The 22,910-nt window shown below is 43.3% G+C and carries 12 protein-coding genes; 9 read left to right on the forward strand and 3 right to left on the reverse strand.

Annotation, left to right across the window (positions count from 1 at the left end; all coding sequences use genetic code 11):
- Positions 1-26: 26 nt before the first annotated feature.
- From ACFQ1M_RS09460 to priA, 3 genes are all read left to right on the forward strand, one after another.
- Entirely contained in the window at positions 27-593 is a 567-nt protein-coding gene (locus tag ACFQ1M_RS09460; RefSeq protein ID WP_386407429.1) for a chalcone isomerase family protein, read from the forward strand.
- A 15-nt stretch (positions 594-608) separates the two neighbouring features.
- Positions 609-1,043: a DUF2147 domain-containing protein gene (locus tag ACFQ1M_RS09465; RefSeq protein WP_386407432.1), complete on the forward strand. Its 435-nt coding sequence runs from the start codon at positions 609-611 to the stop codon at positions 1,041-1,043.
- A gap of 86 nt (positions 1,044-1,129) precedes the next feature.
- A complete protein-coding gene (gene priA, locus ACFQ1M_RS09470) occupies positions 1,130-3,583 on the forward strand; it encodes a replication restart helicase PriA (RefSeq protein ID WP_386407434.1) in 2,454 nt (817 codons plus the stop codon).
- On the opposite strand, the gene ACFQ1M_RS09475 is transcribed toward priA, so the two are convergent.
- Positions 3,580-4,275 (reverse strand): LytR/AlgR family response regulator transcription factor, encoded by a 696-nt coding sequence (locus tag ACFQ1M_RS09475; RefSeq protein ID WP_386407437.1) that lies wholly within the window; start codon positions 4,273-4,275, stop codon positions 3,580-3,582. The two genes, priA and ACFQ1M_RS09475, sit on opposite strands and share 4 nt — an antisense overlap.
- A 187-nt stretch (positions 4,276-4,462) precedes the next feature.
- Here ACFQ1M_RS09475 and rpsF point away from each other — a divergent pair, with 187 nt between their 5' ends.
- From rpsF to hisS, 6 genes are all read left to right on the forward strand, one after another.
- Positions 4,463-4,801, forward strand: coding sequence for a 30S ribosomal protein S6 (rpsF, locus tag ACFQ1M_RS09480; protein ID WP_386407439.1), 339 nt, complete (start codon positions 4,463-4,465; stop codon positions 4,799-4,801).
- 3 nt (positions 4,802-4,804) lie between these two features.
- On the forward strand, positions 4,805-5,104 hold the full coding sequence (gene rpsR / locus ACFQ1M_RS09485; protein ID WP_386407558.1) for a 30S ribosomal protein S18: 300 nt from the start codon (positions 4,805-4,807) through the stop codon (positions 5,102-5,104).
- Positions 5,105-5,117: 13 nt separating this feature from the next.
- Positions 5,118-5,570 carry a 50S ribosomal protein L9 gene (gene rplI, locus ACFQ1M_RS09490; RefSeq protein ID WP_386407442.1) on the forward strand — a complete coding sequence of 151 codons (453 nt, stop codon included), beginning with the start codon at positions 5,118-5,120 and terminating at the stop codon, positions 5,568-5,570.
- A 105-nt stretch (positions 5,571-5,675) separates the two neighbouring features.
- Positions 5,676-8,897 carry a TonB-dependent receptor gene (locus ACFQ1M_RS09495; RefSeq protein ID WP_386407445.1) on the forward strand — a complete coding sequence of 1,074 codons (3,222 nt, stop codon included), beginning with the start codon at positions 5,676-5,678 and terminating at the stop codon, positions 8,895-8,897.
- A 117-nt stretch (positions 8,898-9,014) separates the two neighbouring features.
- Complete coding sequence (locus ACFQ1M_RS09500) at positions 9,015-9,494, forward strand: DUF6495 family protein (protein WP_386407448.1); 480 nt, start codon at positions 9,015-9,017, stop codon at positions 9,492-9,494.
- A gap of 134 nt (positions 9,495-9,628) precedes the next feature.
- Positions 9,629-11,014 (forward strand): histidine--tRNA ligase, encoded by a 1,386-nt coding sequence (hisS, locus tag ACFQ1M_RS09505; RefSeq protein WP_386407451.1) that lies wholly within the window; start codon positions 9,629-9,631, stop codon positions 11,012-11,014.
- Positions 11,015-11,077: 63 nt separating this feature from the next.
- Here hisS and ACFQ1M_RS09510 read toward each other — a convergent pair whose 3' ends face one another.
- Both ACFQ1M_RS09510 and ACFQ1M_RS09515 read right to left on the reverse strand, forming a co-directional pair.
- Positions 11,078-16,744, reverse strand: a complete 5,667-nt coding sequence (locus tag ACFQ1M_RS09510; RefSeq protein ID WP_386407454.1) for a choice-of-anchor D domain-containing protein — start codon at positions 16,742-16,744, stop codon at positions 11,078-11,080.
- Between the two features lie 275 nt (positions 16,745-17,019).
- On the reverse strand, positions 17,020-22,845 hold the full coding sequence (locus tag ACFQ1M_RS09515) for a choice-of-anchor D domain-containing protein (protein ID WP_386407457.1): 5,826 nt from the start codon (positions 22,843-22,845) through the stop codon (positions 17,020-17,022).
- Positions 22,846-22,910 lie beyond the last annotated feature (65 nt).

A 22,910-nucleotide genomic window follows, 5' to 3' on the forward strand; every position in this document is an offset into this window, starting at 1 on the left:
TTCAAATCTTAACCTAATAAAAAAGAATGATGAAGAAGACCTTATCGCTGCTAATGCTTTTTACGGCAATTTTCACCTCCAAAGCTCAAACAGAGATTTCCGGTGTTGACGTTGCCGAAAGGATCACCATTGGAGGTGAAAGCCTGTTGTTGAATGGCGCTGGGCTCAGAGAGAAATTATGGATAGACCTTTACGTAGGCAGTCTTTATCTGGAAACAAAAATGAACAATGCCACCAAGATCATGAATGATGATAGTGCCATGGCGTTGAAGCTTCATATCGTTTCCAAGTTGGTCACCAGCGAAAAAATGAGTAGTGCCGTGACCGAGGGGTTCGAAAAATCCACCAATGGCGATATGACTTCGTTGACCAAAGAGATCGCGACATTCATCGACATTTTCAAGAAAGAACCCATTGTAAAGGGAGATATTTTCGACCTGTTATATAAACCTGAAACAGGTGTGGTCGTATATAAGAATGGCAAAATCGCAGGCACTATCAAAGGCTTGGAATTCAAAAAGGCCCTTTTCGGTATCTGGTTATGTGATAGGCCGGCCGACAAGGGGTTGAAGAAAGCAATGCTAGGTAGCTAACTTAAAACTATACAGATGAAAAAGAAAATCATAGTTGCCACTTTCTTTATGTTCGGACTCGCATCCATAAGTGCGCAAAGCGTAGTGGGCAAATGGAAAACTATTGACGATGAGACCGGCGAAGCCAGATCCATTGTAGAGATCTATAAAGAAGGTGGAAAGATATTTGGAAAGATCGTGAAGCTGATCGATCCCGAAAAAGAAAATCCCACATGTTTCAAGTGTGATGATGACGACCCCAGAAAGGACAAGCCTGTATTGGGAATGGTGATCATCGATGGTTTAAAGGATAAAGGTGACGAATATTCTGGCGGAAAGATCCTTGATCCGGAAAAGGGAAAGGAGTATAAATGCAAGATCTGGGTCGATGAGGATGACAGCGATAAATTGAATGTTAGGGGCTATATCGCGTTCCTATACCGCACTCAAAATTGGTATCGCGTAAAATAGCGTGGCACAAATGATAAAAGAAGAAGCCGTTTTTCCAAATGAAAGACGGCTTTTATATTCTACGCCTTTGAATTACCTTTGATTTAATGCAGTATTTTACAGACGTCATTCTTCCCATACCGCTTCAAAGAGAATTCACCTACCGTATTTCTGAGGCAGAAGCCCGTTTCCTAAAACGAGGAATGCGTGTGGCAGTGCCTTTTGGAAAGAGCAAGGTGTATACCGCGCTCGTCAATAAGATTCATAATGATCGGCCCACCGTATATGAGGCAAAGGACATTGAGCAGATCCTTGACGAAGTCCCAGTGGTAAATGAGCATCAATTAAAGCACTGGCAATGGATGGCGGAGTATTATATGTGTTCCATAGGCGAAGTGTTTCGCACGGCCATGCCCAGCGCTTTCTTGTTGGAGAGTGAAACGATCGTACAGCGAAATGATACGGCAAACATTGATGAATCCGACCTAAAAGATGAAGAGTTTTTGGTCTATGAGGCACTACAACACCAGTCGGTGCTGAAGGTGCATGAAGTAAGCGATATCCTTGAAAAGAAAAAAGTGTTTCCCATACTTCGACGTTTGATAGAAAAAGGGGTGATCTCCCTCAAAGAGGAGATCTATGAGCAATACAAGCCAAAGCTGGTACGATATGTAAAGCTAAGTACTTCATATGCTTCAGAGGCCGCGCTGCATCAGCTTTTGGACGAGCTCCATAGAGCTCCCAAGCAGCGGCAAGTGGTTATGACCCTTTTTTCGCTCTCGGCAAAAACTAAAAAGCCCATCAAAGTAAAAGACCTCGAAAGGGAAAGTGGTTGCGCTGTCGCCATCATAAGATCGTTGATAGACAAAGATGTGCTGGAGGAATTTCATATTCAGACCGATCGGGTCCACTATAGCGGTGAAGCGACCGAAGCTTCGAAAGAACTAAATGAATTTCAGCAAGAGACACTTCAAGAGGTCATTCAAGGTTTTGAGGACAAAAATGTTGTGCTACTTCAAGGGGTCACCTCTTCTGGTAAGACCGAAGTATATGTAAAATTGATCGAGGAAGCACTAGCACAAGAAAAGCAGGTGCTTTACCTATTGCCCGAAATAGCCCTTACCACACAACTCATCGATCGTCTTCAAAACTACTTTGGTGAGAAAGTTGCGGTGTACCATTCCCGTTATTCCGTGAACGAACGGGTAGAAGTGTGGAATAATGTCTTAAAACGAAGGTCGAAGGCTCAAATAGTGCTGGGAGCGCGTTCGGCGGTGAATCTACCGTTTTCTGATCTTGGGCTCATCATTGTAGATGAAGAGCACGAGGCATCGTTCAAACAATATGACCCAGCCCCTAGATATCATGCCAGAGATGCGGCCATCGTATTGGCAACGATACATGGAGCGAAGGTGTTATTGGGGTCCGCTACGCCGAGTATCGAAAGCTTTTACAATGCTAATACGGGAAAATATGGGTTGTCCGTACTTTCCAGAAGATTTGGCAATGTGCTGATGCCTGACATCGAGTTGGTCGATATCAAGGAAAAGCATCGAAAGAAGCGAATGAAGGGACATTTCTCCGATCGTTTGATAGAGGAGATGCAAGAATCCTTGAATAAGGGCGAACAGATCATCCTTTTTCAAAATAGGAGAGGATATGCACCTATCGTCGAATGTAATACCTGTGGTCACGCCCCGCAATGTCCCAATTGTGATGTAAGTCTTACCTATCATCAGTTCAGGGATCAATTACGCTGTCATTATTGCGGCTATCAAATGGCCATGCAGCAAGCGTGTTTGGCCTGCGGAAGTAACGAACTAAGCACAAAGGGCTTTGGCACACAGCAGATCGAGCAAGAGGTCAAAGAGCTTTTCCCGGACCACAAAGTAGCGCGGATGGATCTGGATACGACTCGCGGAAAGCACGGATTTTCAAAGGTCATCAGTGCTTTTGAACAACAGGAAGTAGATATTTTGGTCGGAACACAAATGTTGACCAAAGGATTGGATTTTCGCAATGTAAATTTAGTGGGTATTCTCAATGCTGATGCGCTGCTCAATTATCCCGATTTCAGAGCGCATGAACGAAGTTTCCAATTGATGCAACAGGTGGCTGGAAGAGCAGGCAGAACAAAAAAACGCGGAAAGGTGATCATACAGACTTACAATCCGTGGCATCAAATTGTGCAACAAGTTTCGTCCAATGATTATGCATCGATGTACGAAGACCAGATCAATGAGCGAAGGCAATATAAGTATCCCCCATTTTTTAGGCTTATCAGGATCACGTTAAAGCAAAGGGATTATAATTTGGTCAACGAAGGAGCGGCATGGTTGGCCAAGGCGCTGCGCCAGGGATTGGGAGAATATGTACTGGGGCCAGAATTTCCTCCTGTGTCAAGAATTCGAAACGAATACCACAAAAACATACTTGTAAAAATTCCCGAAGGGCAATCGCTAAGAAAGACCAAGGATCATATTCAAAAAATAAGGAACAGCTTTTTGGCTGTTCCTCAATATCGTAAGGTCAAGATCGTAATGGATGTTGACTGTTATTAAATGCTAGATAGGGCATCAGAAAGGATGCCTTTCTTGTTTCTACTCAACGGAAGTAATTTTCCCTCGACTTCAACGGTCTTGCTATTGAAACGCTCTACTTTGTCCAAATTGACGATGTAGGATTTATGAATTCTTAAGAATTTTTCCTCGGGAAGTTCTTTTTCAAACGACTTCATGGTTGATAATACCACAATATTAGTTTCGTTTGTTACAAGTTTCACATAGTCACCAAGCGCTTCTATCCACTTGATATCGTTAAGAATGACTTTTCGCTTCTTCAGATTACTCTTCACGAAAATATGTTCTTCTTCTTCTCCAGGCCTGGTATTCTTTTGGCTAAGATTTGCAACCACCCTTCCAATTGCTTGGTCGAAGCGTTCTTTAGTAAGAGGCTTTTGTAAATAATCCGTAACTGCGTAATCAAAGGCTTTGAACGCATATTCGGTTTTTCCTGTTACCAAAATTACTTGAGGAGGGTCTTGAAGCGATTCTAACAAATCAAAACCATTGAGCACCGGCATCTCAATGTCGAGAAAAATGAGATCTACATCGTTGGTCTTTAATCCATTCTTAGCTTCAATAGCATTACTGTACTCAGCCACCAAGTTAAGAGAAGGATTGTTGAGAATGAGCTTCGTCACAGCAAGTCGCTGGATCGAAGAGTCATCTACAATGATACAATTCACCTTCATCTTTAGGTTAAGTTTTTGGGATTAACAAAGCAATGTTATAAAAAAATAGCCTAAAAAACAACAAATTGTTGTCAACAATTAAAATACTGTGGTTTAAGAGGTTGGGATTTAGCGCGTATTTTGTTTGTTGTTATAAGTAAAAATATTATTTTTGCAGCCAATTTAAAAATAAGTTAATCATAGTATTATGAACCATTACGAAACTGTTTTCATTTTAAATCCCGTTTTATCTGATACTCAGGTAAAGGAGACAGTTAAGAAGTTTGAAGATTTCTTAGTTGAAAAGGGTGCCAAATTTGTGGCAAAAGAAGATTGGGGGCTTAAAAAGCTAGCATACCCAATACAGCACAAGAAAAGTGGGTTTTATCACTTATTCGAATTCCAAGCACCAGGAGAGGCGATCGACCCTTTTGAGTTAGAATTTAGACGCGACGAGCGCATTATGCGTTATTTAACTGTCAAGTTAGACAAGCACGCGATCGCGTGGGCAGAAAAAAGGAGAAATAGAAACAAAGCTAACGCCTAAGAGATTATGTCAACAATAGAACAGCAAGCAAAAGGTAAAAAAGAAGGAGAGATCAGATATCTTACTCCTTTGAATATTGAGACGAGCAAGGCTAAAAAGTATTGTCGTTTCAAAAAATCTGGCATCAAATATATTGATTATAAAGATCCAGATTTCTTGATGAAATTCGTTAACGAGCAAGGGAAGATCCTTCCAAGAAGACTCACAGGTACCTCTTTGAAGTACCAAAGAAAAGTAGCTGTGGCTGTAAAAAGGTGTCGTCACCTAGCATTAATGCCATACGTTGGTGATATGTTAAAATAATAAGTACGCAACCATGGAATTGATTTTAAAACAAGACGTTGAGAATCTAGGATTCAAAGACGATTTAGTAACTGTAAAGAATGGTTACGGACGTAATTATCTTATCCCACAAGGATATGCTGTCTTGGCAACTACTTCTGCAAAGAAAGTATTGGCAGAGAATTTAAAGCAGCGTGCTTTCAAAGAAAAGAAGATCGTAGATGAGGCCACAAAGGTCGCAGAAGCACTGAAAGCATTGGAATTGAAGATCACCGCAAAGGCCGGTGAGGGTGATAAACTCTTCGGTTCTGTAGGTAATGCAGATATCGCAGAGGCTTTGGCCAAGAATGGTCAGGATATCGATAAGAAATTCATCGCTATCCAAGGTGGAACAGTAAAGCGTGTTGGAAAGTACAACGCAGTTGTTCGTTTGCACAGAGAAGTGGTCGTAGACCTTCCTTTTGATGTGATAGCAGAAGCAAAGTAATCAACAATACACGTTGAGAAATAAATAAAAGGCCGCAATTTTGCGGCCTTTTTTTGTGTTATCTTTAATCTGAATTTGTGATAACCTCATAATAACCAATATACAATGATCAAAAACTATCTCGCCGGTATTTTGCTATTCTTACTAACGGGAGTAGCCTATTCACAAGTAACAACGTCCAACATCAAAGGAGTGGTTCTAGATGATGAGTCACAACCTTTGCCAGGGGCGAATGTCGTGGCTGTTCATACGCCTACAGGAACCACCTACGGAGGAGCGACCAATTTTGATGGTCGCTTTAACCTTCTTAACTTAAGAGTTGGCGGTCCGTATACCATTACCATCTCATACGTTGGTTTTCAGGACCAAGAATTAAAGGACATTTTCCTTACGCTTGGTAAGACCTATAATGTGGATATTCAAATGGTCTCTGACGCGCAACAACTCGAAGAGGTAGTCGTTACTGGGAGTCAAACGGGCACCTTTGGAAGTGACCGTACAGGAGCGGAGACCAGCGTAGGTAGAAGAGAATTGACCAGATTGCCTACCATTTCGCGCTCGGCACAAGATTTTACGCGCTTGGAACCTTCTTCCAGCGGAAATTCCTTTGGAGGACGTAACGACCAATTCAATAACTTTTCTTTGGACGGAGCCATCTTTAATAACCCCTTTGGGTTGGATGCACCAACGCCTGGTGGCCAGACCGATGCACAACCTATTTCTCTGGACGCGATCGATCAGATCCAGGTTTCTATTGCACCCTATGATGTGACGCAATCCGGATTTACCGGAGCATCCGTAAATGCTGTGACGAAGAGTGGTACCAACGAGTTCCATGGAACGGCCTACGGATTCTTTAGAAATGAAAGCCTTACAGGTAATAAGATTCAAGGAGAAGACGCGATACGACCCGATCTAGAACAAAATCAATACGGCTTTAGCGTTGGAGGGCCACTTGTAAAAAATAAATTATTCTTCTTTGCTAATTTTGAGAAAGATGAGAGAACGGATCTTGGTTCCAATGGATTTGTTCCCAATAGAGGAACTGGTGCGATCAACGAATCTCGAGTGCTAGAGACAGATCTGATCGCTGTTCAAGATGCCTTGGCCGCTTTGGGATACAATACCGGAAGGTTCGAAGGCTTCACCTATGGTGCAGAATCTACCAAAGGAATCTTTAAGCTCGATTGGAATATCGATGATAAGAACCGCTTGGCTTTGATCTACAATTTCTTGAATGCATCCAAGGAAAAGCCTGCACATCCTTCTGCACTTGGTATAAGAGGCCCCAGTCTTCAAACCTTGCAGTTTGAAAATTCTGGATATCGAATCAACAATAATTTGAATTCAGTGCAGCTAGAATTGAACTCTACGATCTCTGACGAGATGACCAACAAATTACAAGTCGGATATACGCATTTTGACGACTTTAGGGACCCGCTTTCCACACCAGCGCCAAGTATCCTTATAGAAAATGGAGATAACACCAACTATATAGTCGCTGGACATGAACCCTTTTCGATCAACAACCGCTTGGACCAGAAGGTGTTTCAGTTGACCAATAATCTGAATATCTTTAAAGGTAGCCATACCTATACCATAGGTTTCTCCTATGAGAAGTTTGAGTTTGACAACTCTTTTAACTTAGGCGTCTATGGAGGAACTTTTGGATTCCCCAGATTTGACAATACATTCGGTAACTTTAGAACGGTACAAGAATTTTTAGATGCCGCACAACCGGGAGGCTTGATCGAGGATTTGATCCAGGCGGCAGAAGCTACCTTTGCAAACAACAACCAATTTCCCGATGGCACACCTGGAGGTTGGGCACTGGCAGAGACCAATGTAGGACAGTTGGCATTTTATCTTCAGGATGAATGGAATGTTACTGACGATTTCAAGTTGACCTACGGCATACGCTTTGACCGCCCTCTATATTTTGATACACGTCAAAAGATCGAGGAGAATATTGCCCGTAAGGGCGGTGTTTTTAATCCTGCCGATTTCTCGGGAGGAACGTATACACCAAGCATCACTTATTTCGACCCAGCAACAGGCGAAGAGACCTTCTTGGACTCTACAACATTACCCTCAAATGACATCCTTATATCTCCGAGACTAGGCTTTAACTGGGATGTTAAAGGAGAAAACAAAACCCAAGTCCGTGGAGGAACTGGTGTATTTACAGGTCGCTTCCCATTTGTTTGGCTAGGAAATCAAGTGCAAGGTGTCGATTTCTTCTTTTATCAGATCGTTGATCCCGACTTTAAATGGCCACAGGTATGGCGCACCAACGTTGGCGTAGATCATAGATTGGAAAATGGGATCACGCTAACCGCAGATATTTCATATACCAAAGATATTAACGCGGCACACGTGCAGAACTGGGGAATCGATACCGAGAATGCTACCGGCACTTTGAATGCCCCTGGCGACAACAGACCCTTCTATACTGCGGCAGACCGTTCTGTGAATCAGTTTGGTGGTCTCACCAACGCCTATGTATTTACGAACTCCGACGACGGAAGAATCTGGAATGCTACATTTAAAGCTCAAAAGAATTTTGATAATGGACTATTTGCCAGTATCGCATACAATTATCTAAATGCCAAAGACGTGAATTCTATCGAAGCAGAGATCACTGGGGATGCCTTTGACTTCAATCCAACTTCTGGCAATGTTAACGAGGATGTGTTGTCATTTTCTAGATATGGTGATACCCATAGAGTGATCGGTGTCGCTTCTAAGCGTTTCAACTATGGAAATGATAAATGGGCAACTACACTTTCCACTTTCTTTGAGTATGCACAGGGAGGACGATTCAACTATACCTATGGTGGTAATATCAATGGAGATAGCTCCTTTCAGAACAATGACCTGTTATATATCCCAACTGCTGCCGAAGTACAGCAAATGCAATTCACTGATCCATCCATGGCGGCCGACTTCGAGGCATATATCCAGCAAGACGATTATCTAAGCGAGAATCGCGGAAGCTATTCCGAGCGTTATGGAGCGCTTTCTCCTTGGAGAAGCCGTTGGGATATAAAGTTCCTACAGGACTTCAACTTTAAAGTGGCCGATGGGAAGACACACACCATCCAATTTAGTGCTGATATTTTAAACTTTGGCAACCTGATCAATTCGGAATGGGGAGTGGTAGAGGTACCTAACAATCAGAATCCGTTATCGGTGGTTTCCATTGATAGTAATAATGTGCCGACCTTTTCATTTGACCAAAGTTTGAATACTAGAGGAACCTTTGGTTTCGACCAAAGCCTTCAGTCTAGATGGCAAGCACAGTTTGGTTTGCGATATATATTCTAAAGACATTTGTTCATTGCATTCCCATGTCGGTGGGAATCTATTGATCAACGATTTATTAACTCAAAAGGCTACTCGATTTAAGTAGCCTTTTTTATTTTTGCAGCTTAATTGAAACGAATGAAATACGCAAGACTCACCAAGGAGCAATTTGAAGAATTACACCAAGAGTTTATCAACTTTTTGGCGACGCAATCGATCACTGCCGAAGAGTGGAAAAACATTAAAAACGAGAAACCAGAAGCTGCCGAACAAGAGCTGGATGTTTTTAGTGACCTTATTTGGGAAGGTGTGCTGAACAGGGTTGAGTATTTAGAGAACATTTCATCAAAGCAGATGCATTTGTTCTTCCTTGAAGAGCATATCATGAATCTGATTGCAATAAAAGTACATGCCGAGGACGTCGATTTAGGGACGAAGGAAGGTTTTGCATGGTTTAGAGATAATTTTCATAGCGACGCCGTAGAGATGATGACCGCACAGAAAAAATACTCAAATGATAAGAATGCGGATAAGTTTCAGCTAATACAACAAGGCGCTAGCATCACCAAGGGAGAATTGTATCGTTGGTTCGATCAATTGATCCATTTAGATAGTTGATAGTTGATAGTGAATAGTTACGAGTGAATCTAGAAAAGTTAAGAGTGAAGAGTTGTTAGATTATTTTGATTTAGTATTTTCACCAAACACCAAACACCAAACACCAAACACCAAACACTGAACATCAAACGTAAATGGCACAAAAACCAAGCATACCTAAGGGCACGCGCGACTTTTCACCTGTAGAGGTCGTAAAGCGCAACTATATTTTCGATACGATCAAGGGAAGTTTCCAACGCTATGGCTTTCAACCTATCGAGACGCCGTCATTTGAAAAGTTAGACACCTTGATGGGAAAATATGGTGATGAGGGTGACCGACTTATCTTTAAAATATTGAATTCTGGTGATAAGGTGAAAAAAGCGGATCTTGCTGCGCTCAAAGATGGTAATTTGGCCAAATTTTCCAATTCACTTTCAGAGAAAGCCTTAAAATATGACCTCACCGTTCCCTTTGCCCGCTATGTGGTACAACATCAAAACGAGATTAATTTTCCCTTTAAACGTTACCAGATACAACCGGTGTGGCGTGCAGATCGACCTCAGCATGGACGATTTCAAGAATTCTATCAGTGCGATGCCGATGTCGTTGGCTCCGAATCCCTATGGCAGGAAGTAGAATTGGTACAATTGTACGATGAAGTTTTCTCAAACTTGAAATTGGAAGGGGTTACCATCAAAATGAACAATCGCAAGATCCTAAGCGGTATTGCCGAAGTGATCGGTGCCAGCGATAAGCTTATCGATTTCACAGTAGCCTTAGATAAATTGGATAAGATCGGAGAGGATGGTGTAAAGGATGAGATGCTTCAAAAAGGAATTTCAGCTGAAGCGATCGAAAAGGTGCAACCACTCTTTAACTTCACTGGCACCAACACCGAGAAGCTTGCGCAATTGACAAAATTGCTTAAGTCTTCAGAAGTGGGGACCAAGGGCGTGGAGGAACTTTCATTTATCTTTGAAAATATAGAAACACTCGGTCTTAGATCTGCTACATTGGATATTGATGTCACCTTGGCGAGAGGACTCAATTACTATACTGGTGCAATATTTGAAGTTGCTGCTCCCGAAGGGGTGAAGATGGGCTCTATAGGAGGTGGTGGTCGCTATGACGACCTTACTAGTGTCTTCGGATTGAAAGATGTTAGCGGTGTGGGTATTTCCTTTGGATTGGATCGTATCTACCTGGTGCTGGAAGAATTAGAGCTGTTTCCAGAGACCATCACAAATACTTTGGACATCTTGTTCATCAACTTTGGTGAGGCCGAAGCCTTGCAAAGTATGAAGTTCATTGCAAGCCTGCGCGCCGCTGGCAAGAATGCCGAGTTATATCCAGATGCTGCTAAGATGAAAAAGCAAATGACCTATGCCAACAATCGCAATGTACCCTTTGTGGTGATCATTGGGCCAGAAGAATTGACGGCTTCTAACTTTGTACTAAAAAACATGCAATCGGGAGAACAAACCACCTATGCTTTCGATGATATGCTCAAGGTTTTAGGAAAATCTACAACCTTATAGATAGAAGAGGCCTCGTCATCGACGAGGCCTTTCTGTTATAGCATAATTCAATAGGTTAAATGGCTACTCTACGATAAATTTCTTAGAGATCTCGCCTTTGCCATTCGAGACTCTGGCAATATATGTACCTGCTGTCAATCCTATGGTAGTGTACACATTGGCATCTTTCGTCACTTTCCATGTGCGTACCACCTGCCCAAGCATATTAAATATGGTCACCTCATCGATTTCCTCAGTTCCGTTGTTGATCAGTTTTAGAATATTGCTATCATTAATATGATAAACATCAATTCCGCTTTTGCTCAGATCTTGATCATCAATGCTGAGACTCTGATCCGAGAAGATGATCTGAAAACGATCGTAAACGTCACCACTTTCGATGTTGGTAGTGACATTTTGCAATCGTAAGTCGGTGATTGTTCCTGTCAGTTTATCTTCGAGATAGATGGCTGTATCGCTTGATATATTTTCTAAAGCATCAATTCCAATGGTCACCTCTCCACCATCTCTGGTAATGATTCCCAATGGAAGGATGGTGTCGTCATTGATAGAAGGAATTCCTTGAATGATATAGTCACCATTCTCGATCGTCCAAAACATATCATCGATTTGATTGTCTAGATTTCTTCCATCGTATCCAAAATCTACCCCAAAGGTGGCGTTCTCGTCAATGGTAAGCAATAACTGTCTGTGAAGGCCAGATGGCGCGTCAAATCCTATTCTAAACTTTCTGCGATCATCCGCCATACGATTCACTTGCGAATCCTCATCATTACGATTTCTTAGGAAAACAGAATTACCAGAACTCTCTTTTACATTGGCGCGTTGCCCATTATTGAAGTTCACTGTGCCATTTGAAGATCCAGTGACGAAGAATCCTTGTCCTACAGCCAGATATCTAGATGGCGTCTTCACAGAAGCTCCGGCCTGACTTACATCCGGGTGCGACGTCGCTTGTACTTCACCAGACAAGTTAACCATCGCATAACCACCTTGGTAATCCGCCAATTGATGACTTCCACCTCCCCAATGTTCCCAAAGGTAGATAACTCCTGAGGTAGCTGGATTGTCAGTGATGAACTGTCTTCCGTCGATCGCAGAAGCATATGGATTTCCAACTAGATAATCATATCCAGCTGTCAGTGGAAGAGAGATGTCGGCATTGTTAGGTTTCCCTGTGAAGACATAATTCTGTTCTTGCAGGATACTCCCAGCTCCAGATCCTTTCATAGTAAATCCTTCTCCCGTTTGAATGGACCCAGAATTTCCAACAGCGACCCATGAGTTGTAATCGTTGGTAGGGCCATTGAACTTGTACATCCAATACGTGCTCAAGGTAATTGGGCTGCTCAAAGCACCGTCTGCTGCTGCGTAATTATTATTAAAATTGATGGCTTGTGGGTTTGAAGCTGTTGTACCATCTCTAAGGACGTCCGCAATGGTGTAACCATTATTGTTACTGGCGGCATTGGCAAGGCTTACCGGGACGCTCCAATAATTATAGGTATAGCTGTCTGCAGTACCCTGTTGATCTTGTTCAATGGTACCGGTACTTGCCACATCCAAGTCACTTCCCAAGGTTTGTATCATTTGAGATTCACCTTCCAGATCGATGGTACCATCTAATCTTAGGTAATGCGAAATGGTCAATCCACTATCGTTAGAAATGGTAAGCTCATTACCCGTTGAGATAAGTCCAAGAAGCTCGGTATCCTCCGTTCTGTAAACATTATGGCCAACCTGGACGATGTTCCAATCGATGTCGGTCGCCACCCCATTGATGGTGAGCTTTGCATTTGGGGTATATTGGGTGTTGCCATAGTTCCAGATACTGGCATCCGTCCAAGAGCCATCAGCCGAAGAAACATAAGGCAGGGGAGCGGTCTGCTGCTCGATGCTAAATCTATCCGGGACCACTAAACTACCTCTGTTGGCATTGCCCGAAACATCGTTGAGATGTGTTCCGATATAGGAATTCATATCGTAGTAGGCGATAAGGTCTGTCCAAGCAGCGCCGCTAATATCATTTTTACTGATAGCACTTGGGATAATTTTCCCTTCAACCGTACCGCTTCCATCATTCTGAATCTCCTGATTCATGATAAATCGCAATTCGTCTACTGTGATCGCTCTACTCCAAAGAATGACCTCATCTATGTTTCCAGTAAAATGGTCTGCGGTTGAATTCTTGGAGATATAATTGGCTCCGATAGAAAATTCCGCAGTCGTTGCAGCAGGGGCGTTTAACGCTAAGGTGTTATCCAATACACCATCAATAAAAAGTTTTGTTTCGGTTCCGTCGTAGGTAACGGCAGCATGTCTCCATACATTATTGTTCAAGGCAGTGTTGGAAACTATTTTCTGTACTGCATTACTGCTATCGGTCCATTCAAAAGCTATGCGGTTGTCATTCTGCAAGTAGAAGCTATAGCCTACGCTGGCATTCTTCTTGGCTACGATGGTCTTGTTGCTCGATGTTGAATTGCTTCCCGACGTATTTACCCATGCCATGGCGGAAAAAGCGCCTGCGAGTTCAACTTTATTGCCTATACGGGTATAGTCGTTTATACCATCAAAGGTTAAATGACGATCCGCCTTCACTTCGTGCGCCACCCCGAAAGCGACATATTTGGTACCGTCGAAATCATAATACGCCTCTTCCAAAGAACCATTGGAAGTGGTAAAGACAGTTTCGATATTACTGGTGAAGTTCTCATCATCGGCGACGATCATTACGTAGGCGTCGTTTCCTGTAAGTGTCGGAAGACCAGTTAGTCTGGCGCTGTCTACAGAAACCTTTACGTCTGTGATATCGGTCGTGGCATGCTCGATAAATTTCCACTTCCTTTCTGAAATATCAGTGATGGTGGTTACGGTGGTAGGACCTAGATTGATCACCAGCGGAATGGCAGAGGTTGTTAAGGTGGCATTGGTACTTCCCCACATTAAAAAGTCTCTGTTGTCCGCAAAATTATTTGGATTATCGGCATTGGTGTCATAGAGGTCACCAAGGCCAACGGTCAAGAAGGCATTTTCGTCGATACTTTTAGACTGTTTTTGCTGAAAGAAGGTGCAATCATCACGTCCAATGCCGGCGACATTGTTATCGAATCCTTTGCTGATCGAGGCACCGTCCCACAGGTCGTTCCCTTCGGTATCCACATAGCTGATGGTGGATCCAGGGATACCTAAGGTAATTCCATATTTAACAGCGAGTATGCTTTCGATGGCCTTTCTTTGCGATTCTGACTTCCTTTCCGAAAAAGTGATAATTTCCATAATATCACCTTCAAAACTCGCTCCAAAGAATTCACTACGTCCAAGCCAATATCTGGAGTTCAATATTTCCTTAAAACTCGTCTTATTCACTTCTTGGCTACCAAAAATTGCTGCCGAATCGATATTCAAGCCGTCGAAAAAGATATCGACTCCGTCACCTGCCTCATTTTCTCTAACACTGAAAAGCACTGGCTTGTCATAAGAGATGAAGGTGCTAACGATCGCCTTTCCATATTTTGTTTCAGGACCTTGATTGTAAGCTGCAATGTCATTGTTGAATCGCGCAGAGGTATTTCCAATAGAGATCCCTGTCACGTCTTGGGTATTAGGAACCTCGGTATAATCGTCCCCCATAAAGACGTCCTGCGTTGCCGATTGGTAGTTGGTTGCATTTGTCGGATTTACAACAATGAAGATCTCTTTATTGTAAAAGCCTTTTTTACCGTACATGGCATTGGTCCCATCAAAATTTACAACAGGATTAAAATTGACATTATCCGTCGTATTGTTTTTAAAAGTAGGGCGTTCGCTTCCTGAGGCAAAAGCACTGGTCCAGGTATCTTGATAGATGATATTTGGCCAGAAGGCTACTGCATCACCATCGTTAACGCCAGGAATTTGGTCCGCTCTAAGCCATAGTTCTATTCCATCGCCAATTCCGCTAGTTCCACAGCTGGCGGATGCGGTGGTGGTGATCGGGTCTGCTTCGATACAGAAATTGTCAAAGGCAATACCGACATCAGTGGTGGCTGCGTCAGATCTAAAGATGACTCTAAATCTCACATCAGCCTGATCATCTGCCGATTGCGATTCCATATCCAATTGTGCATTTAACCAGCCAGCTGATGCTCCAGACCAACCATGTTCAGTGATGGGGTCTCCATTGATATCCGTCGCGCTAAAGACATTTTTGGCATTATACCAATTGCTGCCTTCATTTTCGCTACCGAGGCGATACCATGTAGCACCACCATCGTTGGAGAATTCAATCCACATGCCGTCTGTAGAGGCACTGGTGGCATTAGAATCGTTTGAGGTTTCGTAGTTCACATCAAGCTTTACAACGACATTCTTATATCCGCTAAAGTCCATACTTGGAGATTCGATCACGAGGTCCGTATTATCCTGATAGTTTCCACCGTAGCGTCTAGAGTATAAATATCTTCCGTTTGCACCAGCGCTCATCGTGCCCTCTGTTCCTCTTCTCCATTCACCAGAAGCCTCCGTAGTGGCAGACCATCCACTGCTCCCAGTTTCGAAGTCATAACAATAAAGAGATTGTCCCGAATCCATAGCCTCTGCCTGTATGGTAAATGAATATACACTCTCGTCGCTGTCATTATTAAGAATGGTGACAAGGGCTGTATCGCTTCCAGAGGTGCTAGGGGTATAGGTTATCCTAAAGGTACTGCTATCGCCAGGCGCTATGTTGCTCGATGGTTGTAATGACACCGAAAAATCAGCACTTCCAGCCAATTGAACCAGCGGACTGCCTGTTAGATTCAAGGTGGTCGCTCCTATATTTTTTATGGCGAAGGTCGTTACCGCTTGTGTACCCGTAGTGGTAATTCCGATATCGGTGTAATCGGAAGTATCGGGAGTGGTATCTCCATTGACGATCTCGATATTGTTCCCGGTGACCGCGATTTCCCTTGTAGCTGAAAGTCCAGTACCAGCAATGCTAAAGGTAAAAGGACTCTCATCTGCATCATCGTTGTTAATACTAACCACACCGCTGATCGAACCTGAAGTGGAAGGGTCAAAGTCTACCTGAAAGCTTGTGGAGCTTCCTGCCGCTACTGTCGCAGCTGGTTGCGTGGCCACTGTAAAATCCGAACTTCCAGATATTGTGACTGCATTGGCGCCAAGGGTAAGCGTACCAGTACCATCATTTTCAATAGTATAGGTTTTAGAGATAGTTCCCGCAGTAACATTAACGCTACCAAAGTCGGTATTATTAAACGTCTCGGGAGTCGTATCACCGTTTACGATATTGGCAGAATTGCCTAAGACATCTATTTCAGGAGCGTTACAAGCGCTGCTCCCTCCGCTTACGTTAAAAGTTATTGGGCCATAACCAGCGTTGGAGGCATTGCCACCATCGTTACCGGAAATGACCGGCACACCACCGACGGTCACGGTAAGATTATCTGCACCATCCCAACCATCATCAGCGGCATCAAAGAGATATAGGCTATAGTTGTTACCATCTGTTAAACAACCAAGATCTACGGTGGTGTTATAGCTAAGGTCGGACCCATCGCTGCTATAGCAGTTGGTGGGAACACAAATACTGGTGATCAATACACCACTTGGATTGTAAAGCTGCAAGGTGTTCTCTTCTGCATAGTTTGGCCAAGTTACAGAGATGGATACCTCTGTAGTTTGACTATACATAAAAGTACTGAAGAATGTAATGAATAGAACAGCAAAAATTGATTTAGATTTCAAGGGCAAATGATTTTAGTGACTACTGTTGATTTTTAAAACGGGGGCAAAAGTATCTACAACTAATTTACTATGCAAGCATAATAAATGATAATATCAACAGTTCGATGAAATGCATGAAATGAGCGATTAAATTCAAAAATTGTCGATGAATTACCTAGTGCTCGAAGAGTAGGTTTTTAGATTGATAAAAGACGGCGTAAAATATTTGGAAATAATATTGAGCACAAAAAAAGAGGGCAGTTTTGCCCTCTTTTCAACCTAAACCATGTTATGTTCTACTTAACAATGATCTTCTTGGTAATGGTCCCTTGGTCAGTGTCCAAAGTCACAACGTATGCCCCAGTTGTAGCTTGTACTGGCAATTCGATCACATGCTCTTGAGTCAGTTCCCAAGTAGCCACTTGTTGACCTAGAATACTGATCAGTTTGGCCGACTTCAAGTTGGCACTAGAATTGTTTACGATCCTTACGATCGAACTATTGTTGATGTAATCTATTTTGAGTCCTTCAGCGATATCGAAATCTTCATTTGATAAGACTCTATCATCAAAGAATAATAGCTCAAATCTGTTATGGGTCTGACCTGCCTCCAAAGTCGTTGAGAAAGGCTGACTTCTTAGGTCGTAAAGGTCTCCTGTTAGATCGTCCTTGAGATACACGTCGACATCATTGGAAACGAAGTTGAGTTCATCAATACCGATGGTAATTTCTCCAGCATCTCTTAAATTAATTCCTAGCGGTAATCGCTGGTCTACGCTTGTATCTGGAAGCGCCTGAATAAGATACTCATCGTTGTCGATCATCCAGTACATATCATCCATCTGCGCCTCATTAAGCTTTCCTTCATAGGCCCAATCCACACCATTTGTCGTCTCAGGATCGATGGTCAACAGTAATTGTCTATGAATACCGTTTGGCGATTGGAAACCAATTCTAAACTTTGGTCTCGTATCTTCGGCTCCGACCGGTGATGGCGGATTGGCGTTTGCACTATTTCTTGTAAAGGTCGATGTTCCTGAAGCCTCGGTAACAAAGATACGCTGGTCGTTCTCAAAAGAAATCGCTCCACCAGTGCTACCTACGACGAAGAATCCCTGTGCAACTGGCACATAACGCCCTGGAGTGATCGTACCAGAACCTGCTTGATTTACATCGGGATGTGAGGCTGCTGGTGTTCCACCTGCTTTGGTTCTCAACGCGTAACCTCCTTGATAAGCTCCAAGGTTATGACTGCCACCTCCCCAGTGTTGCCAGAAGTAAAGCGTCCCCGTAGTTGATAAGTTATCATCGATGAATTCGTGTGCATCTATGGCAGAAGGGTAAGGGTTACCTACCAAGTATTCTCTTCCCGCCCCAATAGCAAGCGTGATGTCACCATTGTTCGGTTTTCCATTGAACACATAATTTTGCTCCGTGCCTACACCGCCAGTTCCGGCGCCTTTCATAGTGAATCCTTCACCAGGCGTTATATTCCCAGTGTTTCCGGTATATACCCATGCATTATAATCATCTGCAAGCCCGTTGGTAAACTTATAGACCCATCCGGTACTTACGGTTATTGGGCTGGTAGCGCCGCCATCAGCCGCAGTAAGAGAGCCTTGGAAATTTATGGCTACGGGTGCCGCAGGATTCGTACCGTCTCTGAATACGCTATTCAATTGGAAATCTGCATTGTTACTTGTCGTATTGATCGCTCCAACTGGAGATCCCCAATAGTTGTATGTATAGCTATCAGCTGTACCTTGTTGGTCTCTTTCAATATTACCCGAACTAGTTACCGCCAAGTCACTGTCGGTCTCTTGTATGAGTTGTGATTCCCCTTCAAGGTCGATCGTTCCATCGAGACTTAGGTAATGGGAAATGGTCAATCCAGAGTCACCTTGAATCGAGAGCTCATTGGCGGTTGAGATCAGTCCAAGCACGGTTGCATCACTAGATGCGACAACATTGTGACCAACCTGTACAATGTTCCAATCGATAGTGGTGGCAGTACCATTGATCGTCAAAGTGCTATTTGGAGTATACATCTCTGTGCCATTTGCCCAAGTTGCATTTGCATTCCAAGCACCATCGGCAGTAGAGGTGTAGGGTAGTGGCGCGGTTTGGGTCTCGATATTGAAGTTATCAGGCACTACTAATCGGGCTCTATTGCCATTTCCAGAAACATCATTTAAATGTGTTCCTAAATACGAGTCCATATTGTAGTACGATATCAATGTTGACCATGGTACACTGTTGATATCATTTTTGGTCGTGGCAAGTGGCAAGATCTCTCCATCCACATTGCTACTACCATCCTGGATGATCTCTTGGTTCATCACATAACGAAGCTGATTTACAGTCAATGCGGTATTCCACATTCTGATCTCGTCGATATTTCCAGCAAAGAAACTATTCTGAGTGTTCTTATCGATATAACGACCACCGATTGTAAAAGTGTGTGGATTATCTACTGGCGATGCCATGGCTGCTGAGTTATCGAGTACCCCATCGATATAAAGGCGACCAGTGGTGCCATCAAAAATAAATGCTACATGACGCCATTGATTGTTTGGCAAGACCGTATTCGAGGTAATAATATCGCCAGCGCTTAGACGCATGGCCACCTGATTTCCGTTAGTGAGATAGAATTGATACCCATCGGCCCCGCTTCCGCGTTTCGATACGATGGTCTTATCATCGTTTGCTGTATTGCTTCCAGTAGAGTAGACCCAAGCGTCTATGGTGAAAGGACCTGTTAAGTCGCCTCTATCTCCTACATTGGTATAATCGTTGGTTCCGTCGAAGGCGAGATGACGCTCCGCCAAGACTTCATGTGCAACACCAAAAGCGAAGAACTTCGTTCCATCAAAGTCAAAGTAAGCTACTTGATTTGCTCCTTCGGTCTCTAGGAACACCGTTTCGATATTGGTGGTGAAGGCATCATCATCAGCCACGATCATCACATAGGCATCATTTCCGGCAAGTGCAGGTAAGTTGATCAGCTCAGCAGTTGGGATAGAGATCTTTACAGAATCTATTTCTGTAGTAGCTCTTTCTGTTACTTTCCAGATTCTGTTGGAGACATCCGTCAGTGTGGTCACCGTAGATGGCCCTAGGTTGATATTCAAAGGAGTAGGATTCGCTGTGAGATCTTGATCATTACTTCCCCACATCAAGAAATCCATATCGTCTCTAAAGGTGTTGGGGTTGAGACGTTGTGTACCATAGATATTTCCAAGCCCAATGGTGATAGCCGCATTTGGATCGATACTCTTCGATTCTTTTTGGTTGAGAGCCATACAATCATCTCGGCCAATACCAGAAACATTGTAAGTATAACCCGCATTGGCGGCAGAATCCCATAGTGGTAGACCATTTGAGTCATAGAAAGGCACTGGAATATGTGGAATGCCCAACGCAGGAATACCATAGAGACCCAGGTTGATCCCGTATTTTATTGCCAAATACGATTCGATTCGCAATTTATCAAAGTCTGATCTTCTGCTAGAGTAGGTGATTATTTCAAGAATATCACCATCGAAACTACCGTCGAAGTATTCACTCTTTCCTAACCAATATCTACTGTTAACAATGTCTTTGAACGAGGAAACAAATACCTCTTGAGTTGCGCCAAGTAGCGAAAGGTCAACACCATCGAGATAGAGGTCAACTCCTGTGCCATCGGCTTTCTTCCGCACATTAAAAATAACAGGAAGATCATAGGTCAATGCTGTACTTACGATCGCTTTGCCGTAATCGGTTTGCGGTCCTTGGTTATAGGCAACGATGTCATTGGTGTATCTTGCAGAAGTATCACCGATAGAGATTCCTGTTACATCCTGCGTTCCTAATCCTTCCTGATAGTCATCACCCATAAATACGTCTTGGGTAGCTAACGTATTGGAAATCGTCCCTCCTGGTTTAATTACGATATAGATATCGTCATTGTAAAAACCTTTTTTACCATACATGGCGTCATTACCATCAAAGCTCACCACAGGATTTCCGTTGACATTGTCGGTTATATTGTCGCGATAGGTAGGCTGTTCGCTTGCCACTGATGAAGTTGCATTGGTCCAGCTAGTTCCAAAGGCGAGGTCGGCCCATGTAGAGACTGAAGCACCATCGGTTAGGGCAAGGGCATCTGCTTTTAGCCAAAGTTCAAGGTCCGAATTGATACCTGCAGGTCCACAAACGGTAGTGTTCGCTGTATTGATCGGCTCACCAGAGATACAGAAGTTGTCGATGGCTACACCAACGTCCCTAGTACTTCCATCAGAGGTAAATGATAGTCTAAAGCGAACATCAGACATATTGTCGAAGGCTTGAGATTCTAGATCGATCTCTGCATTGAACCAGTTACCACTATCTCCAGACCAGGAATGATACTCAAAAGACCCATCGTCATAATCTGTATTGTACCAGTTTGTTCCTTCACCGGGCTGACTGTTTCCTAAAGTATACCATGTAGTTCCACCATCATTGGAGAATTCGATGTGGAGACGATCAAAATTCGATTCTGTCTCGTGATATACGTCCAAGTTTAGCACTAGGTTCTCATAGCCAGAGAGGTCGATCACCGGTGATTCGGCGACGTTCAAGGCATTGTTTTGATATTGGTTGCTCGACTGACTCGAGTAAAGATAACGAACGGTTCCATTGGAAGGAAGTGTCCCATCAACGCCGTGTCTCCAGTTACCATTGGTCGCTGTTTGGTTGAGGTCCCATCCGCCATCGGACAATTCGAAATCCTCACAATAAGCCACTGGCGGAAGTATGGAACCAGTACCTTGTATTCTAAAGGTATACGGATTTTCATCAGAATCATCACTTGTCACGGTAACCGTAGCTATTTCAGTAAGAACAGCGAGTGGGGTATAGGTGATCTCAAAAGTGGTGGTGTTGGAAGCACCTACTGTATTGGAAGGTGGTTGTGCCGTCACTGCAAAGTTGCCACTTCCAGAAAGGGTGACATAGGGAGCACCAGTGAGCGTTAGATCTCCTGACCCTAGGTTTTCTATGGTGAAAGTGCGTGTGTTGCTAGAGCTGATGTTCACCGTTCCAAAGTCCGTATGATCAGTGGTACTTGGAGTTGTATCGCCATCAACGATAGAATTTCCATTACCTTGTATGTCGATCTCTGGAGTTGGAGTGACACCAGTTCCTCGAATCCTAAAATTATATGGATTTTCGTCACTATCATCATTCGCTATGGAAATATCTGCCGTGGAAGCTCCAAGAGCAGATGGGGTATAGGTGACAACAAAGGTGGTAGAACCGCCCGAGGCTACAGATGATAGGGCTGGTTGAGCGCTTACCATAAAATCTGTGCTTCCAGAAACAGTGATATTCGGTGCGCCTGTCAAGTTAAGATTTGCACCCCCTGTATTTTCAATAGTAAAGGTATGAGCGACAGGAGTTCCAATACCTACATTACCAAAATCGGTATCGTCGATAGTTGTTGGTGTAGTATCACCATCAGCAATGGTAGTGCCATTTCCGGTCACATTCATCTCTGGGCCACCGACGAAACCCTCTAGGCGTACATTATCTATAAAGAAGTAGTCTGAGGTATTACTAGAAGTAGATGTTTCCGTAAAACGGAACATTACCATAACTTGTGTCGCAGCAGCTGGTATATTGAAGGAATAGGGATTTGCACCTACATATCCTGTACTTCCACCAAAATCAAAAGATCTTGTGGCATCACCAAAGCTTCCATCGGTAAGGGTGATCACAGTGGGGTAGGTAGCACCTCCATCATAAGATACCAGCATGTCAAAATCGTCGGTATTTTCTACTCTGAACTGAGCAAAATCTACACTTAACGTAACTCCGGAATATCCAACAATACTTACGTTATTCAAAATAAGATTTGGATTGGTCTGATCTCCTGGGCCTCCTCTCAAAAGTACAGAATATGGCGCAGATGGCTCAGTGTAAAAGGTGGATAAGGCAATGGTCCCAGACCCTGCATTAACAGCATTGACACCCCAGGTGTCAGCGGCGGTGCTGTCGAAGCCTTGGTTTGCAATTGTAACCTGTCCAAAAGTTAAAAAGGATGTGAAAAATCCGAAAAATAAAGTAAAAAATCTACGCTTAAAAGTAGTTTTTTTCATAGCTGATTGGGATATAGTATGTTAAGATTTTGGGTTAAAAAATCGGCTTAAAATTATAACTATAT

The sequence above is a fragment of the Sungkyunkwania multivorans genome (assembly GCF_042675645.1).
Classification (GTDB): domain Bacteria; phylum Bacteroidota; class Bacteroidia; order Flavobacteriales; family Flavobacteriaceae; genus Sungkyunkwania; species Sungkyunkwania multivorans.

What these genes read in the sequence shown, in the direction of transcription:
- ACFQ1M_RS09465 (WP_386407432.1), top strand. Translation starts at nt 609, where the DNA reads ATGAAAAAGAAAATCATAGTTGCCACTTTCTTTATGTTCGGACTCGCA.
- rplI (WP_386407442.1), top strand. Translation starts at nt 5,118, where the DNA reads ATGGAATTGATTTTAAAACAAGACGTTGAGAATCTAGGATTCAAAGAC.
- priA (WP_386407434.1), top strand. Translation starts at nt 1,130, where the DNA reads ATGCAGTATTTTACAGACGTCATTCTTCCCATACCGCTTCAAAGAGAA.
- ACFQ1M_RS09515 (WP_386407457.1), bottom strand. Translation starts at nt 22,845, where the DNA reads ATGAAAAAAACTACTTTTAAGCGTAGATTTTTTACTTTATTTTTCGGA.
- ACFQ1M_RS09495 (WP_386407445.1), top strand. Translation starts at nt 5,676, where the DNA reads ATGATCAAAAACTATCTCGCCGGTATTTTGCTATTCTTACTAACGGGA.
- hisS (WP_386407451.1), top strand. Translation starts at nt 9,629, where the DNA reads ATGGCACAAAAACCAAGCATACCTAAGGGCACGCGCGACTTTTCACCT.
- ACFQ1M_RS09500 (WP_386407448.1), top strand. Translation starts at nt 9,015, where the DNA reads ATGAAATACGCAAGACTCACCAAGGAGCAATTTGAAGAATTACACCAA.
- ACFQ1M_RS09475 (WP_386407437.1), bottom strand. Translation starts at nt 4,275, where the DNA reads ATGAAGGTGAATTGTATCATTGTAGATGACTCTTCGATCCAGCGACTT.
- ACFQ1M_RS09460 (WP_386407429.1), top strand. Translation starts at nt 27, where the DNA reads ATGATGAAGAAGACCTTATCGCTGCTAATGCTTTTTACGGCAATTTTC.
- rpsF (WP_386407439.1), top strand. Translation starts at nt 4,463, where the DNA reads ATGAACCATTACGAAACTGTTTTCATTTTAAATCCCGTTTTATCTGAT.